The following is a 17,844-nucleotide window of genomic DNA, read 5'->3' as shown; positions in this document are numbered from 1 at the left end:
GTGTCCGGTCCGTTCGGGTCGGCTGTGGATGCGGGAAACGTCCAGGTCCGAAGGAGTGGGCCCGGTGGCAGCTCGTGATGTCGATTCTGGTCGGGGTGGCAGGGCGCTGACCACCGACCGGCGTAGGGATTGCCTGCCGAACCTTTCTCCCTCTGTAGGGCCGGCATGTCATCGGTCTGTAGCAACGGCCGGGTCGGTCCGGCTGCCGATCAGTTCCAGCAGCCGCAGGCCCGTGTGCAGCACCAGGCGGTGCGCACCGTTGTCCAGGTCCAGGCCGGTGATCTCCTGGATCTGCCGCAGGCGGTAGTACAGCGAGGTGCGGTGGACCTCCAGGGTCTCCGCGGTCCGGGGCACCGAGCCGGCGTTCTCCAGGAAGCAGCGCAGCGTCTCCTCCAGCTTGGCGTTGGCGCCGCCGTCCAGAAGTTTCCGCAGCGGTTTCGGCAGCAGCGAACTGTTCAGCGCGTCCTCGGGCAGCTGGAGCAGCACGGTGTACTCGCCGAGCCGTTCCCAGTCGGCGATGCCTTCCAGCCGGGGCAGCCGGCGGGCCGCACGGAGCGCCACCCGGGCCTGGTCGTGGGAGATCCACGCCTCGGCGAGCGCGCCGCGGCGGCCGCCGACGCCGATCACGACGGCCGTGCCCGGTTCCAGGAAGGTCTTCAACGAGCGTGCCACGGTGCGGCATTGGAAATCCAGGTCGTCCTCGGTCGGCTCGCGCTCGAAGACCTGCACCAGCACCGCCCGGTCCCCTTCGACGGCGAGCAGCCCGAGCGCCGCCCTGGTCCGGCGGAACGGGTCGAGGGCGGCGCACAGCGCCACCTCGACCCGGCCGGGGGCGTCGCGCTGCCGGGAGACGGCCACAGCGGTCACCACCGTGTGCGGTCCCTCCGGGAGCAGGCCGTCCTCGACCAGCCGCCGGTGGGCCGCGCAGCGCTGCTCGGAGTCGTGGCCGACCAGCCGGGACACCAGCTGGCGGCTCTCCTCCTCGTCGAGGTCCGAGGCCAGGCGCTGGGCGTACATCTCGGCGGCCAGCGCGCGGGCGGCCCGGTCGATGGCGGCGATCTGTTCGCCGGTCAGCGCGGCGTCCGTGACCACCACCATCAGGATGCCCAGCAGGTAACCGCGTTCGCGGATCGGTACGCAGTAGCGCGGCCGCAGCCCCAGGTCGTCCCGGGCGGGCAGCACGCCCGGCCGGGTCCACTGGACGACGCCCTGCGACAGCACATAGCGGATGGCCTCGTCGTCCGCGATGCCCTGAAGCAGCGTGCGCACCCGCACACCGTCCTCGTCGCCGAAGTGCCGGCTGGTGCAGATCATCCGCACCAGCGGGTCGTCCAGGACGACGGAACGGCCGAGTTCTTCGGCCAGCCCGTCGACCAGGGCCTGGAGCGCCTCGCCGCCAGGACGAGCGCGCTGGATCAACATCGTCATGATCAAGCCTCCCGCCGCATTCATACAAGAAGCGAAACGTGATAGCCAAACGTTCAACAAAGCGCGAAAACGGCCCCGCCGACGGGTCCGCGGCGCCCTCCCGAAACCCGCCTCAATCGCCCGAACTCCCCCGCACATCAGGCAGGTTGGCCAAAGCCCCCAACCGCGCCCGACCCCGCCGCACCGGACGGCCCCCGCCGCGGCGGCGGGCGAACGGTGCACGGATCGTCACGTCGCCGTGCATCGCCGGAACATCCGCCCGATCGGCGCCCACGTAACCTGCCGGGAGGCTCCACCTCCCCCCCCTGGCCGCCGGCAGCTCCCAGGACCGGGGCGAGAGCACCGCACCGCCGCCGGCCGCCACGCCACCGACCGGCCGCACCTTCACCGCGCGCACACCGGACGGCCCCGCCCGTCCCCACCGGATTCAGGAGAACTTCATGTCCGCCCCCCACCCGCTGTCCGACCCGCAGCCGGAGGCCATCAGCACCGACCTCGCGCTCGACGCCCAGATCGTCCTCGGCGAGCACCAGTCCATCGCCGTACCCGTCCGCCTCGGCTACTGCGCCGACGACCCGTACGCCGTCGCCCTGGAGTTCCTCGGCCAGGCCTCCGAGGCGGGCGTCTGGCAGTTCTCCCGCGACCTGCTCTGGGAAGGCCTGCAGAAGCCCACCGGCCTCGGCGACGTCCGCGTCTGGCCGCCCTGCCCGTGCCACGGCCGCACCGAGCTGCGGATCATGCTCCAGGGCGACGACGGCAGCGTGCTGCTCGACCTGCCGGCCCGCCAGATCCGCCGCTGGCTGCGCCGCGACACCTTCTCCCTCGTCCCGCCCGGCACCGAGGGCACCCGGATCGACTGGGACACCGAACTGCACACCCTGACCGGCTGACCCCCCAAACCCGACACCCGGCCCGCACCGCGCGGCCCCATCGCGCGGGGCCCGTCGCCCGGGGCCCGTCGCCCCGGGCCGTCAGCCCTCCGACCGGCCGAGCAGCTGCCACTCGCGCGGCGCCATCCCGTAGGTCGCCCGGAACGCCCGGCTGAAATGACTGGAGTTGACGAAACCCCAGCGCCGGGCGATCCCCGCCACACCTGCCTGCTCGGCCATCGGCCGGCGCAGGTCCCGGCCGCACCGCTCCAGGCGCTGCGCCCGGATCCATGCCCCGACGGTCGCCCCCTCCTGCTGGAACAGCTTGTGCAGGAACCGCACCGAGACGTGGTTGGCCTCCGCGATGCCGGACGGCGACAGGTCCGGGTCCCCGAGGTTGCGCAGGATGTGGTCCTTGATCCGCGCCAGCGAGGCGGCGGCATGCGCCTGCGGGGGCCGCTCGCGCCCGCACCGGTCCTCGACCACCAGCGACAGCAGGTCGAGCGCGGTCGCCGCGGCCCGCCGCCCGATCGCCTCGTCCAGCGTCGCCGCCTCGCGGGCCATCCCCGCCAGGTAGGTCGCCGCCAGGGCCGCGCTGCCCTCGGGGGCGAACGCGGTCGCGGTCAGCGCGCGCAGATGCCGCTCCTCGACGTCGAGTGCGGCGCGCGGGAAGTGGAACGACGTGAACACGAAGTCCTCGGCCACCCGCTTGCGGAAGGTCCGGGACGCGTCGGTGATCGAGAACGACCCGGGCCGGATCAACGCCTCCCGCCCGTCCTGCTCCTTGAGCGCGGTGCCGCTCTGCTGGAGGGTCAGGATCAGTGCGGCGGACTCGTCCCGCTCGATCATCCGCCGGGTGCGGGTCGCCGTCTGCGGCGCGGCCCGCACCTGGAGGATCCGCATCGGGCCGAGCCGGTGGCTGGAGATCGTCCCCGGCGCCGGCTCCTCCTCCAGGAACTCCACGGCCATCGGCACGTACGCGGTGGCCACCGCCGCGTGCCACATCTCCGCATGCTCGGCGGCGGACAGCGGTCCGGTGGGGAGCTCGGCGGACACGGGACGTTCCTCTCGTTCGACGCCGGCCCGTCGGGAGCCGACCCCGAAATCACACCATCTCCGGACGCCCCGGCCCAATTCGCGGCTGCCCCGCGCCGGAGCGCCGGCGGGAGCAGTGCCTCCCGCCGGCGCCCGGCTCACGTCCGTCGGTCGGTCAGAGTGCGGACACCCAGTACCGGTCGAAGGTCATCGTCCCGTTGCCCGAGGCACCGGTGCGGGTACCGGTCGTGGTGGTGGCCAGGGTGTACCAGGACTCGACGTAGTCCGGGTCGTCGGTCCACCAGGACGACGGCATCGCGTCGATGATCGCGTTGACCAGCGGGATGTACGCGCCCTGGTCGGTGATCGTCAGCAGCACCGCCGCCAGCGCCTTGGCCAGCGAGGAGTAGTTGGTGTTGCCGTCGTCCTCCATCATCACGACGTCGGCCAGGTTGTACTTGTACAGCGACCAGTTCACCAGGATCTGGTTCGGGTAGTACGTCTTGTTCGCGTCGTCCAGGTACGGCATGGTCACGGTGTCGACCCGCACCTTGCCGTCCAGACCGAAGCCCGTCACCAGGTCGAAGATCTCCGCGGCGCCCTTGAACCAGGGCTCCTTCACGTCCTTGACGGTGACGGCGGTGACCCGGGTGGTCCAGAAACCGGTGGCAGCCGCGGCGGCCGGCGCACTCACCGGCGCCTGCAGACCGGCCGCGGCCAGCTCCTGCTGCAGCACCTTCATCCCGGCCTCGGTGGCCTTGTCGGTGTCCACGTCCACCAGGATCACCGGACGGTCCGGGGCGTGGTCCGCCGCCAGGTTGTACGTCTTGCCGGCGCTGTCGTACGCGACCACCACGGTGGCGTTGTCGTCCGACGGCGAAGAAGCCACCAGCGGCTCCATCCCGTCGACGGCCGCACCGACCAGCCGCGCCTGAAGCAGCGGACCGACCTCCGCGCCGAGACCCTTCGCGTCCGCGACCTGCCGGTCCGCCTTCGCGATGTGCGCACCGAACCCGTTCGCACCGGCCGTCGCCGACCCGGCCGTCAGCCCGCGCAGGCCCACCGCCTTGCCCTGGGCGAGCGCGCCGGAGACCTGGCGCTGCCAGGCCTTGTCACCGAGCGACAGCGCGAGCGACCGCGCCGTACCGTCCTCGATGCCGTCCACGGCCGAGACACGCGTCGCATGCCGCTGGGGGGCGGGGGCCGCGGACGCCAGGCCCGGAGCTGCGGTAACGGCGAGACCGGTCAACGTCAGACCGGTCAACACCGCACGGAACCGCCGTGCAGAGTGCAGGGAGAACATGGGGGAGCCTCCACCTGTGGTGACCGCCCGGGATCCCGGGCAAGCCATGGACGCCGAACCCGGGTCGGTCCGACGTGATGGTTCCTGGAGCGGCACCATGGTGGGGTATCAGGCGTCTACGCGAATAGACCTCGTGCGACCGTCCAGTACGGACCGGTCATGAAGTGTCCGTAATGTCTGTCCCAAATCGTGACCGTGTCTGCTCAAAATCTCCCACCAGCGGTCGGCGACGCCGTCCCCCGCGCCCCCGGTTCTCGCTCCCGCCTGCGTTTCGCCCCCGCCGGGACAGGTTCTGCACGGATGATGGGGGCGCCCGTTCAACCGCCGATCCGAGGAGACCGCCCCGTGGCCCAAGAGCCCCTTCCCGAGGCCGAGTTGTGGCTGCTGCTCGGCCGCGCCGTCCAGGACTCCCCGGTGGCGAAGCGGCTGGGCCGGGATTTCGCCGAGGCGTTCGGTTCGCGGTTCACGGTCGTGTCGACCGACAGCCTGCTGCTGGGCGTGACGGGCGGGAAGCTGAGCCTGTACGACTTGACGGGGCGTCCGGTGACTCCGCCCCGGGTGGCTGTGGTGCGGCTGGCGATGACCTCGCTGAGCAGTGACCGGGAGATCACCCTGCTGCGTCAACTCCAGGCGATGGGGACCGAGTTGATCAACCCACCCGACGCCGTCCTGACCTGCGTCAACAAGTTCTGGCAGCTCCAGCGGCTCGCCGAGGCCGGTCTGCCCGTACCGGACACCCGTACCTACACCGACACCCGGCCGGACCGGGCGCTGGTCGGGATCCCGGAGCCGTGCGTGGTGAAGGCGGTACGTGGCAGTGGCGGCCACCAGGTGTTCCTGGCGCGGGACGCCGCGATGGTGGCGGACGTCCAGGGCTGCCTGCGCCGGGACGTGCCGTTCCTGTTCCAGCGCTACGTCGAGCACTCGCACGGCCGCGACCTGCGGGTGATCGTGGTGGACGGCCGGCCGGTGGCCGTCGGGTTGCGCACGTCCGCCAACGGCCTGATGCAGTCGAACGTTTCGCTCGGCGGCACCGTCGAGCCGTGCCCGGGCCGCTACCCGGTGGCGGAGCAACTCGCGGTGCGGGCCGCCGAGGAGGTCGGTCTGGTGCTGGCCGGCGTCGATCTGCTCTTCGAGGAGGACGGCACCTTCACCGTGTGCGAGGTGAACGCCAACGTCCGCTGGGGCGGGCGGGTCACTCAGGTGACCGACGCCCTGATCGCCGCCTGCGCGGAGAGGTTGACGTAGCGTCAGATTCGATAGGTGGCGACATACCGCGCCGGGTCACCGTCCCAGCGCGCCAGGGCCTGTGCGGCGAAGGTCCGGCCGGTGGCGACGATCTCGTCCAGCGGGTCGAGGTAGCCGGGCACGTGCGGGGGTTCGAGTCCGGCGGCGACCCGGGCGTCGAGTCCGGCCCGGGCGAGGCGGAGCAGTTCGGCGGCGAGTGGGCGGACGGGGGTGTCGCCGAGGCGGGTGTCGAGGCCGTGGACGGGGAGTCGGTTACGGGCGGCACGGTGTTCGGCGGCGCCGTGGTGGCCGGTCAACTCCCAGGCGGCGTCGCAGGATTGGCGGTGGTAGGTGAGGCCGGTCCAGAGTGCGGGCAGGGCGGCGAGGTGGGGGTGGGGCGGGCCGTCGGCGCCGCGCAGCTCGAGGGTGTGGCGAACGCGGGTGTCGGTCCAGAGCTGGTCGAGGTGGGCGGCCCAGCGCCGGGGGGCCTCGTCGAGGCCGTGGCGGAGCAGGTCGGCGAAGGTCCCGTCGGGGGCGCGGTGGTAGTGGCCGTCAGGGGTGCGGTAGTGGATCAGCGGGATGCCGAGCGCCCAGTCGACGATGTCGTCGGCGGCGACGTCGGGCCGCAGCGCGGGTGGCAGCAGGCCGGCCCGGCGGGGGTCCATTCGCAGCCAGGCCCAGGAGCGGTGGGACAGCAGTCCGCACGGACGTCCTTCGTGGAGTGGCGAGTTGACGAACAGGGCGGAGATCACGGGGGCGACGGCGGTCTGCATCCGCAGTTTCCGGGTGAAGTCCTCGGGGCCGAGGAAGTCGAGGGTGGCCTGGGTGGACAGCGACAGCCCCATCACGTGCGGGGCGCGGGCCCCGCCGGGGCCGAGGTCGGCGAAGTACTGGCGCATCAGGGCGCCGCGGGACATCGGTACCCATTCGACGTCGGCGAGCCGACCGAAGGGCAGGTTGCCACCGGGGACGAGGGCCAGGCCGAAGCCGGCGGCGAGGTCGGCGAGCCGGGCCAGCGCGGCGCGGACTTCGTCCATGGTCTTGCCGACGCCGGGCCCGGGGGTGGAGGAGTACTCGATCTGCCCGCCGTGTTCGAGCGTGACGGTGCTGCCGTCGGGCAGCCGAACGCCCGTCAGGCAGTCGCCGTCCAACTCCGGTTCGCCGCCCCAGTGTTGGAGCACCGCCTCCAGCAGGGTCCGCACTCCGCGCGGGCCGGAGTAGCGGGCGCCGATGCCGGTGACGGGGTCGAGCAGGCCGCACTCGACCTCGACGCCGACCTGCTCGGTGGCGCCGGCGGGCGGCGCCAGCGGGGCGAGCAGCTGCGCCCGGTCCATCACGGAGCGGTCCGTCACGGGGCGCTCACCGGGGCGGTCGTGCGGGCCTGCTCGGCGTGGTCGAGCAGGGCGACGACGGCGCCGAGCGCGGACTGTGCGGCGCCCTGGCACCAGGCGTGCGCGCCGGACAGGTGCTCGCCGGCGAAGAAGATCCGCGGCCGGTTCGCGGGGTGCGGCGCGCCGAGCACCGACAGGTAGCGGGTGTGTTCGCCGGGGGTGAGGTGGGCGAACGCGCCGCCGCCCATGCCGGTCTGTACGTCCCAGTTGCAGTGCACGATGTCGTCGACGTCGCCGGTGATGCCGGGGTGCAGTTTCTCCAGGCACTCCAGTACCAGCGCCTCCCGGTCGGCCTGTTCGAGCGCGGCGAACCGGCGCGCGTTGGCCCCCCACAGGTAGGCGCCGAGCAGCGCGGCGGGTTCGGCGGAGCGCAGCCGGTCGAGGGCGCCCCAGCGGGGGGTGCCGGAGCCGTTGACGCCGCCGTCGGTGCGCACCGCGTTGTCGGACGGGTACCAGCACTGCTGGATCGGCAGGTCGGTGAAGCTGCCGCCGCCGTGGATGCCGTCCTCGATCTCCCAGCGGCGGCGGGTCACGTGCAGCACGGTCTTGGCGCTGGACGCGTAGCTGATGCCGCGCACCGCGTGGCGCTGGGCGTGCGGCAGGCCGGGGGTGACGGTGATCTGGTCGAGCGCGGGGGCGGGGATGCAGCAGACCACGAAGTCGGCGCGGTCGTCGATCCGGCTGCCGATCCGCCGCCCGCGCACCTTTACGCCGTCGGCGCGCAGCGTGAGTTCGTCGATCCGGGTGGACAGCCGCAGGGTGCCGGGGCGCAGCGAGCGGACGAAGGCGTGCGCCAGGGAGTCCATGCCGTCGATGAGTTCGACCTGGCCGCGGTGGAACAGGCCGAAGTAGTCGACGAGGACTTCCAGCAGCGAGGACTGCTCGTAGTGGGCGAGGCCGCTGGCGTGGCCGAACAGGTCCCAGGCGTCCTGCGAGAGGTGCTGGTGGACGAACTGCCACAGCGAGAGCGAGGCGGCGCGCTCCAGGGCCGGGTCGTCCCAGCGGCCGTCCAGTGCGCGGCGCTGCTGTTCGACGGTGAGGGCCCGCCAGACGGGGGCGAGGACGCGTTCCAGCAGGGCGGACGGGGCGTGGCGTTCCTCGGGGCGGAGAGCGAAGGCGGGGAACAGCGAGGCGACTTCGCGGACCCGGACCCGGCTGCCGCGCAGGTGGTAGTAGGCCTGCGGGTTGGTGTTGACGAAGGGCCGGGTGGCCAGCCGGAACCGTTCCACGTAGTGCAGCACGCAGTGGTGGTTGGCGGGGATCCGCATCGCGCCGAGGTCGGCGTGCGTGCCGTCCCAGAACCGGTGGGTACGGATCCGTCCGCCGGGCCGGTTGCCGCGTTCGTACACCGTCACGTCGAATCCGCGCCGCTGGAGCTCGTACGCGCACACCAGGCCGGCGATGCCGGCGCCGATCACGACCACTCGGCCGCCGGGTCCGGCGGTCGGTGTCAGCAGGGCGCGGGGGAACGCAAAACTGGTGTCGAACATCGGGGCCCCTTCGGTTCGCGAACCGCGCGGCGCCCCGTCCTGCCCTGCTCGCACCCTCCCGTGCCCGGACGTCGCCGCGTCTTCGGAACACGCTGCCACCGGCCCGGCCGGTTCGCATCCGCACCGCCGGCCGGCCCCCCACCGGCCGTCGGTCAGGCCCTTACTTCAGGGAGGGTTCCTGCTTGCGCTGGAGCCAGTAGCCCGCGAGCGACACGACCACGGTGAGGGCCAGGGCCAGCAGGGCGTCCGCCCGGGATTCGGCGAGGACGATCATCACCGCGTACAGGCCGAGCAGGGCGAGCAGGACGGCCCAGGTGAGGCCGGGGAACAGCCAGACGGCGGTGCCCTCGGCGGGGCGGCGGCCGTCGGCGCGGTCGTGGCGGCCGAGCACCAGGTGGGCGGCGGCGATGCCGATCCAGGTGACGTAGACGGTGTCGCCGGTGATGTCGACGAGTCGGCTGAAGGCGTCCGTGGGGTGGACCACTTCGAGCACCAGGCAGGCCGCGGCGAGCGCGGAGGTGAACAGGATCGCCGTGTGCGGGGCGCCGCGGCGGGAGATCCGGGCGAACAGCGACGGCGCGTCCTTGTCGCGGGCCAGCGCGAACAGCATCCGGGAGCTCGCGTAGACCTGCGAGTTCATGGTGGAGAGCATCGCCGCGAACAGCACCACGTTCAGCACGGTGGACGCGCCCGGCATGCCGAGGTGGTCCAGGGTGGCGGCGAACGGGCTGTCGCCGACGGCGGCGCTGTTCCACGGGAGCAGCAGCACCACGACGGACAGCGAGCCGAGGTAGAACACGGTGACCCGCCACATGATGGTGCGGGTGCTCTTGCGGATCGCGGCGGCGGCGTCCTCGGCCTCACCGGCGGCGATCGTGACGATCTCGGTGCCGGAGAAGGAGAACATCGCGCCGGAGGTGGCGATGACGATCCCGCTGAAGCCCATCGGCAGGAAGCCGCCCTGGCCGAGCAGGTTGTCGGTGCCAGGGGCGGGCGTGCCGGGCAGCAGGCCGGACACGGCGACCAGGCCGACGCCGATGAACAGGGCGATCACGGCGACCTTCACCCAGACCACCCAGAACTCCATCTCGCCGTAGGCGCGGACGGAGCCGAGGTTGACGGCGGTCACCACGACCAGCATCAGCACGGCGATCAGCCAGACTGGCATGGCGGGGATCCAGCCGTGCACGATCTTCCCGGCGGCGATCGACTCGATGCACATGCCGAGCGGCCAGCCCACCCAGTAGATCCAGCCGCTGGCGAAGCCGGCCCAGCGGCCGAACGCCAGGCGGCCGTACACCGCGAAGGCGCCGGTGTCGGGGCGGGTCACCGACATCTCGGCGAGCATCCGCATCACCACGATGACGATGCCGGCGGTCAGTGCGTAGGAGATCAGCACGCCCGGACCGGCCTGCTGGATGCTCACGCCGGAGCCGACGAACAGCCCGGCGCCGACCGCGCCGCCGATGCTGATCATGGTCATGTGGCGGCTGAGCAGGCTCCGCGACAGCTGCGCCCCGCCGGCCGCGACGGCCGTGTCGTGGGCGTCCTCGAGCAGTTGCGCCTCGGTGTTCTCTCTTACCTCGCTCACGACCGCAGCTCCACTCCGTGCCGGGCCTCCACCTGGTTCAGCAGCGCGCGGAACAGCGGCAGCCGCAGCTCCTCCACGGGCTCCAGCGCCTCCGGGTGCCACTGGACGCCGACCGTCCAGGCCGCGTCCGCGTCGCCGGTCAACTCGACGGCCTCCACGCAGCCGTCGTCGGCCCGGGCCGAGACCGTCAGGCCCTCGCCGACCCGGTCGACCGCCTGGTGGTGCCCGGACGCGATGTCGATCCGGTCGCGGCCGAACGCCTCGGCGACCGCGCTGCCTGCCTCCAGCGAGACCTCGTGGGTGGCCCACTCGACCCCGGCCGGCGGGTTGTGCGTGACGTCGGTCGGCGCCGTGTCCACGTGCAGGGTGCCGCCGCGGACGATGTTGAGCAGCTGCATGCCGCGGCAGATGCCGAGCATCGGGCGGCCGTTGTCGAGCGCGTACCGCAGCACGGTCTCGTCCAGCCGGTCCTGCACGGGGTTGACGTCGTACAGCGACGGGTGGTTCGCGTCCTCGCCGTACAGCGCCGGGTCGACGTCCCCGCCGCCGGGCACCACGAAGCCGGCGCACTCGGCCAGTTCGGCGCCCGACGGGTTGCCCTCGGCGTCCGGCTGGAGCAGGACCGGGCGCGCGCCGGCGGCCCGGATCAGGTCCACGACCTGCTCGAAGATCGCGTTGGCCTCGCCGATGCGCGCGTCGGCGCCAGGAGCGTCGCCGTCGCTGAGACGGACGGGTATCCCGATGAGGGGTTCCGGATGATCGGTGACGCTCATAAGCTCTCCATGAACAGCTTGCGGATGAGATCCGAAATCTAGAAGATAGATTTCATGGATGGCAAGGGGTGGACCCAACACATCGAGCCGGTGCGCGCCGCAGGGGCGGCCGAGGCCATCGCTCGACGGCTCGGCGAGCTGATCGGCGCACGGATCCTGGTCGGCGGTGACCGCCTGCCACCCGAGAAGACCCTGGCCGAACTGTTCGGCGTCGCCGTGATGACCGTCCGGCACTCGATGGCGGTCCTCCGCGAGGACGGCCTGATCGAAACCCGCCGCGGCCGCGGCGCCGGCACCTTCGTCGTCCCCGACATCCTCACCCGGATCGGCGAACTGACCGCCCTCCACCCCTACACCCGCGCCGACATCGAAGAACTGACGGCCTGGCGGATCGCCATCTCCGGCGAAGCCTCCGCCCGCGCCGCACTACGCGCCTCCGACGCCGGCCTGGCCCGGATGCGCGAACTCGAGGACGCCGCCGACGCCGTCGTCGCCGACTCCGAGGCCTACCGCACCGCCGACGCCGGCCTCCACCTGTACATCGCCGAACTCTCCGGCTCCAGGCGCCTGCTGGAAGCCGAACAGGGCATCCAGCACGAACTGACCCGCCTCCTCGCCGGCCACCCCGGCGGCACCGAATCCCGCAGCACCCCCTCCCAACGCCACCGCGCCCTCGCCGCCGCCATCGAGGCCCGCGACCCGTCCCGCGCCCGCAAACAGTTCACCATCCACGCGGAGGCCACCGCCGACCTCTGCCTCCCCTTCGTCCAGGAACCGACCGAGTCCTGACCTCCCGCCGGTTCAGGAGCCGGCCGAGCCCTGAACTCCCAGGCCATGAACTCCGGCCGGGGTCAGGGGAATTCGATTTGCCCGGTGGCGCCGAGCCAGTTGCCCGGCGCCCGCAGTCCGCTGACTGGAAATCCTCGAACTGATCGCCAAGGGCACCACCAACCGCGAGGCCGCCCGACAGCTCTTCATCAGCGAGGCCACCGTCAAGACGCACCTGCTCCACCTGTACGCCAAGCTCCACGCCACCGATCGCGCCTCCGCCGTGGCCGCAGGCTTCTCCCAGGGGTACCTGACGCCTTGACATGCCAACTCCCCCGACGGCGCCGGGGCGACCGTCGCCGGAGCCGGCACAGGAGCCGCAGCGCCTACGGCTCCAGCCGGGGATCGTCGATGTCGACGGTGACAACCCCGGGCGGGTAGAGCTCCGGGTCGGCCGTCAGGATCAGGTGCTGTTGCGGGCGCGCCGGGGTGGGCAGACTCGCGGCGATCGCGTGCGCCAGGCCCTGGCTCCCGTAGCCGTCACGGACCATCGTCGCCACCAGCACGGCGGTACTCGCGTCGAGCGGCTCGAACTCCAAGGAGGGCAACGCCAGGACCGCGCGAGCGGCACCCTCGTCCTTGATCTCGGCCTCGACCAGGCACAGCACTGGCACCACCAGATGCCGGAACGGGCTGTGCAGAGCGGCATCCACCACCCGGTGCAGGCGCGGGTGACCGGCGGCCAGCGCGGCCAGGGCGCTGGAATCCAGAATGATCACGCGCTGCGCCTCGGGGTGACCTTGGCACGGGCGTCCTCCGCGGCGATGCCATAGACCCGCTGCAGCAGGTCCGGCCCCTGGTCCAGCTCCGCGTCGGTCAGGGTCATCCCGAAGTGCTCCCGAAGTAGCCGGCGGCCCTCGGCCACGCGCTCGGCGATCTGCTCCACAGTGGGCTGCTGCTCCACCAGCAGCGTCACCTGGGCGCCGATCGTGGTACCGCGGGCCGCCGCGAGAGCGGCCAGCCGGTCACGCGTATCAGGGGAAACCTTGATCGTCGCATCAGCCATACCACGAGCGTACACCGCTGGTGTACCAGCGGTGTACCGCAAGGGATCGGCGCCCTAGAAGCCCAGCGGTGTGTACGTGGACATCGTCTGCGCGAACGCCTGCCCGTCGGCGGGTGCGGCGGCGACCGGGAAGGTGGTGACCACGCTGCCGTTGGCGGGTGCGATGCCGAGGTATTCGCCTAGCATGCGGCCCTGGTTGGTGTCGGGCATGCGGGTGAGGGGCATGGCGTCGGCGAGTGGGGTGGTGCGTTTCTTCCAGGTGCGGCCGCCGTCGGTGGAGGAGAGGTACTTGACCGAGACGGCGCCGTTCCAGAGGTCGTTGTAGACGATGGCGAAGCGGCCGGGGTTGAGCGGGTCGGCCGTGATCGACGGGGCGAACTGGTTGCTGGCGGCGCACAGGGCGGTGTCGGGGCAGGTGTCGATCTCGGTGACCGTCCAGTTCTGGCCGTCCGTCGAGGTGGCCTGGACGAGGTTGTTCCAGGCGCAGCCGGTCGCAGTGCGGCAGCCGTGCCAGACGGCGTTGATGCGGCCGGTGCTGTCGGTGTCGGCGGAGACCACGGAGACGTCGCGCAGGCCCGGGACGTCGTACTGGCTGCCGCTGCTGATCGGTACCGGGCTGGTCCAGGCGGTGCCGCCGCCGGTCATCGTGAAGGAGCTGACGCGGCCGGCCAGCCCGTACAGGACGACCAGGGTGCCGTCCGGGCGGACCACCGGGAAGCTTCCGTTGGCGGACGGTCGGGGGCCGTTGAGCGGCGTCCAACTCAGGCCGCCGTCAACGGACTTGGCGAGTTCGACCTGGTAGCCGGCGAGCTTGGTGACGGTCAGGTAGCAGGTGCCGTAGGAGGGGCTGGAGGCCCAGTTGTCGCAGGCGATCCACTCCTTGTCCCAGGCGCCGCCGTCGTTGCCGATCGCCCAGGTGGGGGCGGACCAGTGACTGCCGGCGTCGGTGGAGCGGTTGACCATGATGCCGCGGCCGTCGCCCCCGTCGAAGACCAGGCTGCCGACCATCCAGGTGTCGTGCCGGGCGCTGTACGCCACCACCGGGTCGCTGGCGCGTTCGTGGGTGCCGCCGGCGGCGACGGTGAGGCCGGGCAGGGCGCCGGACGTCCAGTTGAGTCCGCCGTCGCGGGAGGCGGCGAAGCCGGTGTTGGTCGAGCCGCCGCTGTAGCCCCGGCCGACCTGGTAGGCGCTGACGACGGTGCCGCCCCAGCCGAAGCTGTCCGCCTCGACGGCGGCCGAGTGCTGGGTGTCGGCGTTGCTGTAGGGGTCCGCGCCGACGGTGTAGAGGCCGGCGGTGAAGGTGCGGCACCCCAGGGACGTCTCGGCTGCCCGGCGCGGTGCGCCGCCGTAGACGTTGACAGCGGCAAGGCAGATGGTCTGCGGGCCCGCCGGGGCGGCCGGCAGCGTCTGCGAGAAGCCGTGGGCGCCGACGTCGGGGCGGTAGGTGTTGGCGGTGAACGTCTGAACCAGCGTGCCGTTGCGGCGAACCCTGACCTGCACCGGTCCGGTCGTGTCGGGGTCGGCGGCCCAACCCGCCACCACGACGCCGCCGTTGGCGCCGTACATCGCGTCGAGCCAGCCCTCGGCGGCCCGGTCGGGCTCCGGCGGGTCCGGCTGCTCGAAGCAGATCGGCGGCGGATCGGGCTGGTCGCAGAACGGGGACGCCTGCGCGCGGCCCGGTGCGACGAGAACGGATGCGACGGCGGCGACGCCGGTCAGCAGCAGAGCCACCGACCGGCCCGCGGCCAGGAATCGTCTGGACAACTTGACCCCCTGGGTTTCCAGTTGCGGTACCCCAGAGGGTGGCAAGCGCGAGTAAATACTCCGTCAACACCGAATAGGCGTCCGGAACCGCCTCTGTGGGAAGATCCGCAGGTGAGTGCCATATCGACGCCCAGTAAGCCGGTCCAGCTTTGCGCGGCCCCCGGCTGTTCGCAGCCCACCGCGTACCGCACCCGCTCCCGCGACGCCTGGTGCGACGACCACATCACCGGAATCCTGCGCGCCGGCGGCCTGGAGCCGCTCGAACCCTTCGCGAAGCCGACGGCCTGGCGGCTGACCAGGTGCCTCAACTGCGGCTGCGAGGCGCACTACCGCCTCGAGTACACGCTGGAGAAGAACAAGGAGGGCGAGGCGACCTGCCGGGCCTGCTACTGGCGGCAGTGGGCGCTGGACGTCCGCCGCAACCAGGGCCCGTACGCGGACCTGACGCCCGTTCCGGTCGAGCAGGCGCGCGCCCACGCCGAGCAGCACGGCTACGAGCACCTGGCCGCGCTGACCGAACCGTCGCTGGAGGGCGACCCCCACCACGTCCGCTGCCGGTACTGCGGGCGGCAGGCCGCCGAGCGGATGGGCGACATCGCGTTCGGGTGCCGGTGCGGGACCAACCCGAGCCGGGCCCGGCAGACTTCCAACGCCCCGGGCGAGAAGAAGCGGGACCTGCTCAAGGACTCGGGGCTGCCCGTGCTCGACTGGTGGGACCACGAGGCCAATGACGCCGCGCAGTGGGAGACCGTCACCGTCACCGCCGTGCGCGAGGTGGCCTGGCACTGTCCCGACTGCGACCTGCGGTTCCGGGCCCGGGTCAGCGACATGCTGCACAGCCGGCGGTGCCCGGCGTGCGAACCCAAGCGCCGGGCCGAACGGGACACCGAGCTGGCCCGGCTGAAGGTGACACCGGTCGCCGACATACCCGAGCTCCTCGAAGCGTGGGCCGACGAGGAGGACCCGCGCACGGTGTGCGTCGCCGGCGACCACTGGCTGCGCCGCTTCCGCTGCCCGCAGGGCCACCACCCCCGGGTGACCCCGCTGCGGTACCTGGAGTCGGGCTGCCCGTCCTGCCGGAGCATGAAGACCGCCGCCGCCCGCAAGCAGGCCGAGGCCCTCGATGCGGCCCCGTTCCGGCTGAGCCCGGAGCTCGCCGGCCAGTGGCACCCGACCCGCAACGGCCGCACCAGCCTGGCCAAGATCTCGCCCAAGTCGCGCCGCACCGTCTGGTGGCAGGACCCGGTCTGCGGCCACGAGTGGCAGGACACGCCCGAGCAGCGCGAAAAGGGACATCGACTGCGCTGCCCCGAGTGCCGCACCATCCTCGACTCGCTGGCCTTCCACTTCCCGGACCTCGCCGCCGAGTGGTCGCCCGTCAACCCGCTCTCCCCCTGGCAGGTCCGCCCCACCGCGCAGACCGTGTTCGTCCCCGTCTGGACCTGCCCGGGCGGGCACACCTGGCAGGCGCCGCTCGCCTCCCGCACCAACGGCAGCGGCTGCCCGGAGTGCCGCGAGCACGGCAAGTCGCAGGTGGAGCTGAGCCACCACGCGGCCGCGGAACGGGTCTTCGGCACCGCCTCGTCCGGCCGGACCGTACGTCACGCCGCCTTCGTCCGGCGCAACAGCTGGTCCGTCGACATCACGGTCGACCTCCCCGACGGCCGCACCCTCGCCATCGAGTACGACGGCGCCTACTGGCACGCCGACAAGACCGCCCTCGACACCGACAAGTCCCGCGACCTGCTCGCCGCCGGCCACCTGGTCGCCCGCCTCCGCGAACACCCGCTCCCACCGCTGCCCGTCGACCACCCGGGCTACGCCGAGTTCACCGTCCACTCGAGCGCCCCGCGCCCGGACGAGGTCATCGAGCGGGTGAAGAACTGGGCGCTCGCCGAGCGGAGTTGAGACCGTTTTCACCACGTCGCACTGGACGTGATGGAGCCGGACGAGGCGCTCGCCCTCCTCGGTCGACGGGGCGGCGAGGGGCGGCTGCAGAGCGAGCCGGAGGTAACGCGGGACGTCCTGCATTCCTGCGCGGAGCTGCCGCTGGGGATCCACACCGTCGCGGGCCGCCTGATCGCCGCCCCCGCCATAAACCCTGCACGTGCTGAGCCCCTCAGCCCACCGCCTAACGTGATCGGGCACTCGCGTTGAACACCGGCCGCCCGACCGCCCCCGGGCACCGTGTTCGGCTACCTAACCTTTCCTGGCCCGCTCGTCACCGCGTGCCGCAACCCCGCCGACAACTACAACGGCAGGCGAGGCTTGGGGGAATCGTCCGGCCCCGGCCCGCGCTCAGGGGTCCCCACACCGCTACTGGGAACGGGTCCTACGGACTCTCGTCTCGCTGACATATCGGCGGAGGAAATATTCAACCTCGTCGGGCGCGTGATGCATTCGGGCCTGCCGCCATGCACTGTCTAGATCGAATGGAGAGCGGCTGAGCCGTTGGAGACGGAATGCCCGAAGAGTCGTGAACGGTGCGAGCAGGATTCTCCAGAGGACCAACCTCATCCGGGGCGCCTGTCCGGGGTGCCCGGGTCCGGTGGAGCTGCCACCGCCTGTAGGGCATCAACGGAGCGCTGGAGCAGTGCTTTCATCGCCTCGTGTTGGATTCCCCGGTCTTTAAAGCCGGCACCCACCGATTCCCACAGCTCGAGCAAGGGGTGCCACCAGGAGTTGTGAGACCTGATCGCGCGTGCGAGCCGCTCCAGATCGGCGACCTTGCTGTCGTCCGGGAGCACGGAGCACCGCTCCAGGTAGTCAAGCACCACAAGGTCTGGGTGGTCGTAGAGCGATGCTTTGAGAAACTCCAATCGCCGGATCCGTTCAGTGTCGGCCCTCCGTACCGCCAGAGCGTTCTGCGAGGTTGGCGACAGGCGGAGATCGAACTTCGCGGAGTGCAGAAGGTAATACGGCTTGTTCCAGGCTTCGGGGGCGCCGAACACTGCGTTGAGAGTGTCCTCGGCCCCGAGCAGGTCGTCCGGCATCAGGTCCGCCGTCACCTTCCCGGCGGCAAGACGAAGGTCACTACGCACCTGCTCCGCCAGATTGGCCCGGCGTCTCAGAGTGGGCTGCCAGACGACAGTGAAGGTGGCCTCGAACGGCACGCCGACTTCTACGCTTGGCAGCTGAC

The 17,844-nt window shown here is 71.9% G+C and carries 15 protein-coding genes and 1 pseudogene; 5 read left to right on the top strand and 11 right to left on the bottom strand.

All coding sequences use genetic code 11. The annotated features are described in order from the left end of the window. Window positions 1-168: 168 nt before the first annotated feature. Complete coding sequence (locus tag ACFYST_RS01450; protein ID WP_387859093.1) at window positions 169-1,428, bottom strand: PucR family transcriptional regulator; 1,260 nt, start codon at window positions 1,426-1,428, stop codon at window positions 169-171. A 440-nt stretch (window positions 1,429-1,868) separates the two neighbouring features. On the opposite strand from ACFYST_RS01450, the gene ACFYST_RS01445 reads away from it, so the two are divergent. After that, window positions 1,869-2,318, top strand: a complete 450-nt coding sequence (locus ACFYST_RS01445; RefSeq protein ID WP_387859092.1) for an SsgA family sporulation/cell division regulator — start codon at window positions 1,869-1,871, stop codon at window positions 2,316-2,318. A gap of 81 nt (window positions 2,319-2,399) precedes the next feature. Here the strand turns inward: ACFYST_RS01445 and ACFYST_RS01440 are convergent, their stop codons facing one another. Continuing rightward, window positions 2,400-3,353: a helix-turn-helix domain-containing protein gene (locus tag ACFYST_RS01440; protein WP_387859090.1), complete on the bottom strand. Its 954-nt coding sequence runs from the start codon at window positions 3,351-3,353 to the stop codon at window positions 2,400-2,402. Between the two features lie 154 nt (window positions 3,354-3,507). Continuing rightward, window positions 3,508-4,599, bottom strand: a complete 1,092-nt coding sequence (locus ACFYST_RS01435; protein ID WP_387860050.1) for a DUF3103 family protein — start codon at window positions 4,597-4,599, stop codon at window positions 3,508-3,510. Between the two features lie 381 nt (window positions 4,600-4,980). On the opposite strand from ACFYST_RS01435, the gene ACFYST_RS01430 reads away from it, so the two are divergent. After that, entirely contained in the window at window positions 4,981-5,883 is a 903-nt protein-coding gene (locus ACFYST_RS01430) for a RimK family alpha-L-glutamate ligase (RefSeq protein WP_387859088.1), read from the top strand. 2 nt (window positions 5,884-5,885) lie between these two features. Here ACFYST_RS01430 and ACFYST_RS01425 read toward each other — a convergent pair whose 3' ends face one another. The 4 genes from ACFYST_RS01425 to ACFYST_RS01410 all read right to left on the bottom strand — a co-directional run bounded on the left by ACFYST_RS01425 (window position 5,886) and on the right by ACFYST_RS01410 (window position 11,107). Next, window positions 5,886-7,214, bottom strand: a complete 1,329-nt coding sequence (locus ACFYST_RS01425; protein WP_387859086.1) for a glutamate-cysteine ligase family protein — start codon at window positions 7,212-7,214, stop codon at window positions 5,886-5,888. Then, window positions 7,211-8,743 carry a flavin monoamine oxidase family protein gene (locus tag ACFYST_RS01420; RefSeq protein WP_387859084.1) on the bottom strand — a complete coding sequence of 511 codons (1,533 nt, stop codon included), beginning with the start codon at window positions 8,741-8,743 and terminating at the stop codon, window positions 7,211-7,213. Before ACFYST_RS01420 ends, ACFYST_RS01425 begins: the two co-directional genes overlap by 4 nt. 160 nt (window positions 8,744-8,903) lie before the next feature. Continuing rightward, on the bottom strand, window positions 8,904-10,334 hold the full coding sequence (locus tag ACFYST_RS01415) for an amino acid permease (protein ID WP_387859083.1): 1,431 nt from the start codon (window positions 10,332-10,334) through the stop codon (window positions 8,904-8,906). Beyond that, window positions 10,331-11,107, bottom strand: coding sequence for a gamma-glutamyl-gamma-aminobutyrate hydrolase family protein (locus ACFYST_RS01410; RefSeq protein WP_387859081.1), 777 nt, complete (start codon window positions 11,105-11,107; stop codon window positions 10,331-10,333). The genes ACFYST_RS01415 and ACFYST_RS01410 overlap by 4 nt, the downstream gene beginning before the upstream one ends. A 54-nt stretch (window positions 11,108-11,161) precedes the next feature. Between ACFYST_RS01410 and ACFYST_RS01405 the strand changes: the two genes are divergently transcribed. Together ACFYST_RS01405 and ACFYST_RS01400 are read left to right on the top strand one after the other, a co-directional pair. Beyond that, window positions 11,162-11,896, top strand: a complete 735-nt coding sequence (locus tag ACFYST_RS01405) for a FadR/GntR family transcriptional regulator (protein WP_387859079.1) — start codon at window positions 11,162-11,164, stop codon at window positions 11,894-11,896. Window positions 11,897-12,023: 127 nt separating this feature from the next. Further along, a pseudogene (locus ACFYST_RS01400) lies at window positions 12,024-12,197 on the top strand (response regulator transcription factor); the annotation flags it as partial. 64 nt (window positions 12,198-12,261) lie between these two features. On the opposite strand, the gene ACFYST_RS01395 reads toward ACFYST_RS01400, so the two are convergent. From ACFYST_RS01395 to ACFYST_RS01385, 3 genes are read right to left on the bottom strand one after another with little or no spacing between them, the layout of a single operon-like run. Continuing rightward, complete coding sequence (locus ACFYST_RS01395) at window positions 12,262-12,654, bottom strand: hypothetical protein (protein ID WP_387859077.1); 393 nt, start codon at window positions 12,652-12,654, stop codon at window positions 12,262-12,264. Then, entirely contained in the window at window positions 12,651-12,941 is a 291-nt protein-coding gene (locus ACFYST_RS01390; protein ID WP_387859076.1) for a hypothetical protein, read from the bottom strand. The genes ACFYST_RS01395 and ACFYST_RS01390 overlap by 4 nt, the downstream gene beginning before the upstream one ends. Before the next feature lie 54 nt (window positions 12,942-12,995). Further along, the gene (locus ACFYST_RS01385; protein ID WP_387859074.1) at window positions 12,996-14,705 is read right to left on the bottom strand and encodes a sialidase family protein; all 1,710 of its coding nucleotides are present in this window, start codon (window positions 14,703-14,705) and stop codon (window positions 12,996-12,998) included. A gap of 111 nt (window positions 14,706-14,816) precedes the next feature. Here ACFYST_RS01385 and ACFYST_RS01380 point away from each other — a divergent pair, with 111 nt between their 5' ends. After that, window positions 14,817-16,613: a zinc-ribbon domain-containing protein gene (locus ACFYST_RS01380; protein ID WP_387859072.1), complete on the top strand. Its 1,797-nt coding sequence runs from the start codon at window positions 14,817-14,819 to the stop codon at window positions 16,611-16,613. A 605-nt stretch (window positions 16,614-17,218) separates the two neighbouring features. Here ACFYST_RS01380 and ACFYST_RS01375 read toward each other — a convergent pair. Beyond that, window positions 17,219-17,818: a hypothetical protein gene (locus ACFYST_RS01375; protein WP_387859070.1), complete on the bottom strand. Its 600-nt coding sequence runs from the start codon at window positions 17,816-17,818 to the stop codon at window positions 17,219-17,221. Window positions 17,819-17,844 lie beyond the last annotated feature (26 nt).

This window comes from Kitasatospora sp. NPDC004614 (genome assembly GCF_042873675.1).
Lineage (GTDB): Bacteria > Actinomycetota > Actinomycetes > Streptomycetales > Streptomycetaceae > Kitasatospora.
The sequence above is the reverse complement of the archived record's forward strand: the minus strand, read 5'-3'. Positions and strand labels throughout refer to the sequence as shown.

Coding starts and splice junctions, on each gene's coding strand:
- ACFYST_RS01450 (WP_387859093.1), bottom strand. CDS start 1,428: ATGACGATGTTGATCCAGCGCGCTCGTCCTGGCGGCGAGGCGCTCCAG.
- ACFYST_RS01445 (WP_387859092.1), top strand. CDS start 1,869: ATGTCCGCCCCCCACCCGCTGTCCGACCCGCAGCCGGAGGCCATCAGC.
- ACFYST_RS01420 (WP_387859084.1), bottom strand. CDS start 8,743: ATGTTCGACACCAGTTTTGCGTTCCCCCGCGCCCTGCTGACACCGACC.
- ACFYST_RS01410 (WP_387859081.1), bottom strand. CDS start 11,107: ATGAGCGTCACCGATCATCCGGAACCCCTCATCGGGATACCCGTCCGT.
- ACFYST_RS01405 (WP_387859079.1), top strand. CDS start 11,162: ATGGATGGCAAGGGGTGGACCCAACACATCGAGCCGGTGCGCGCCGCA.
- ACFYST_RS01390 (WP_387859076.1), bottom strand. CDS start 12,941: ATGGCTGATGCGACGATCAAGGTTTCCCCTGATACGCGTGACCGGCTG.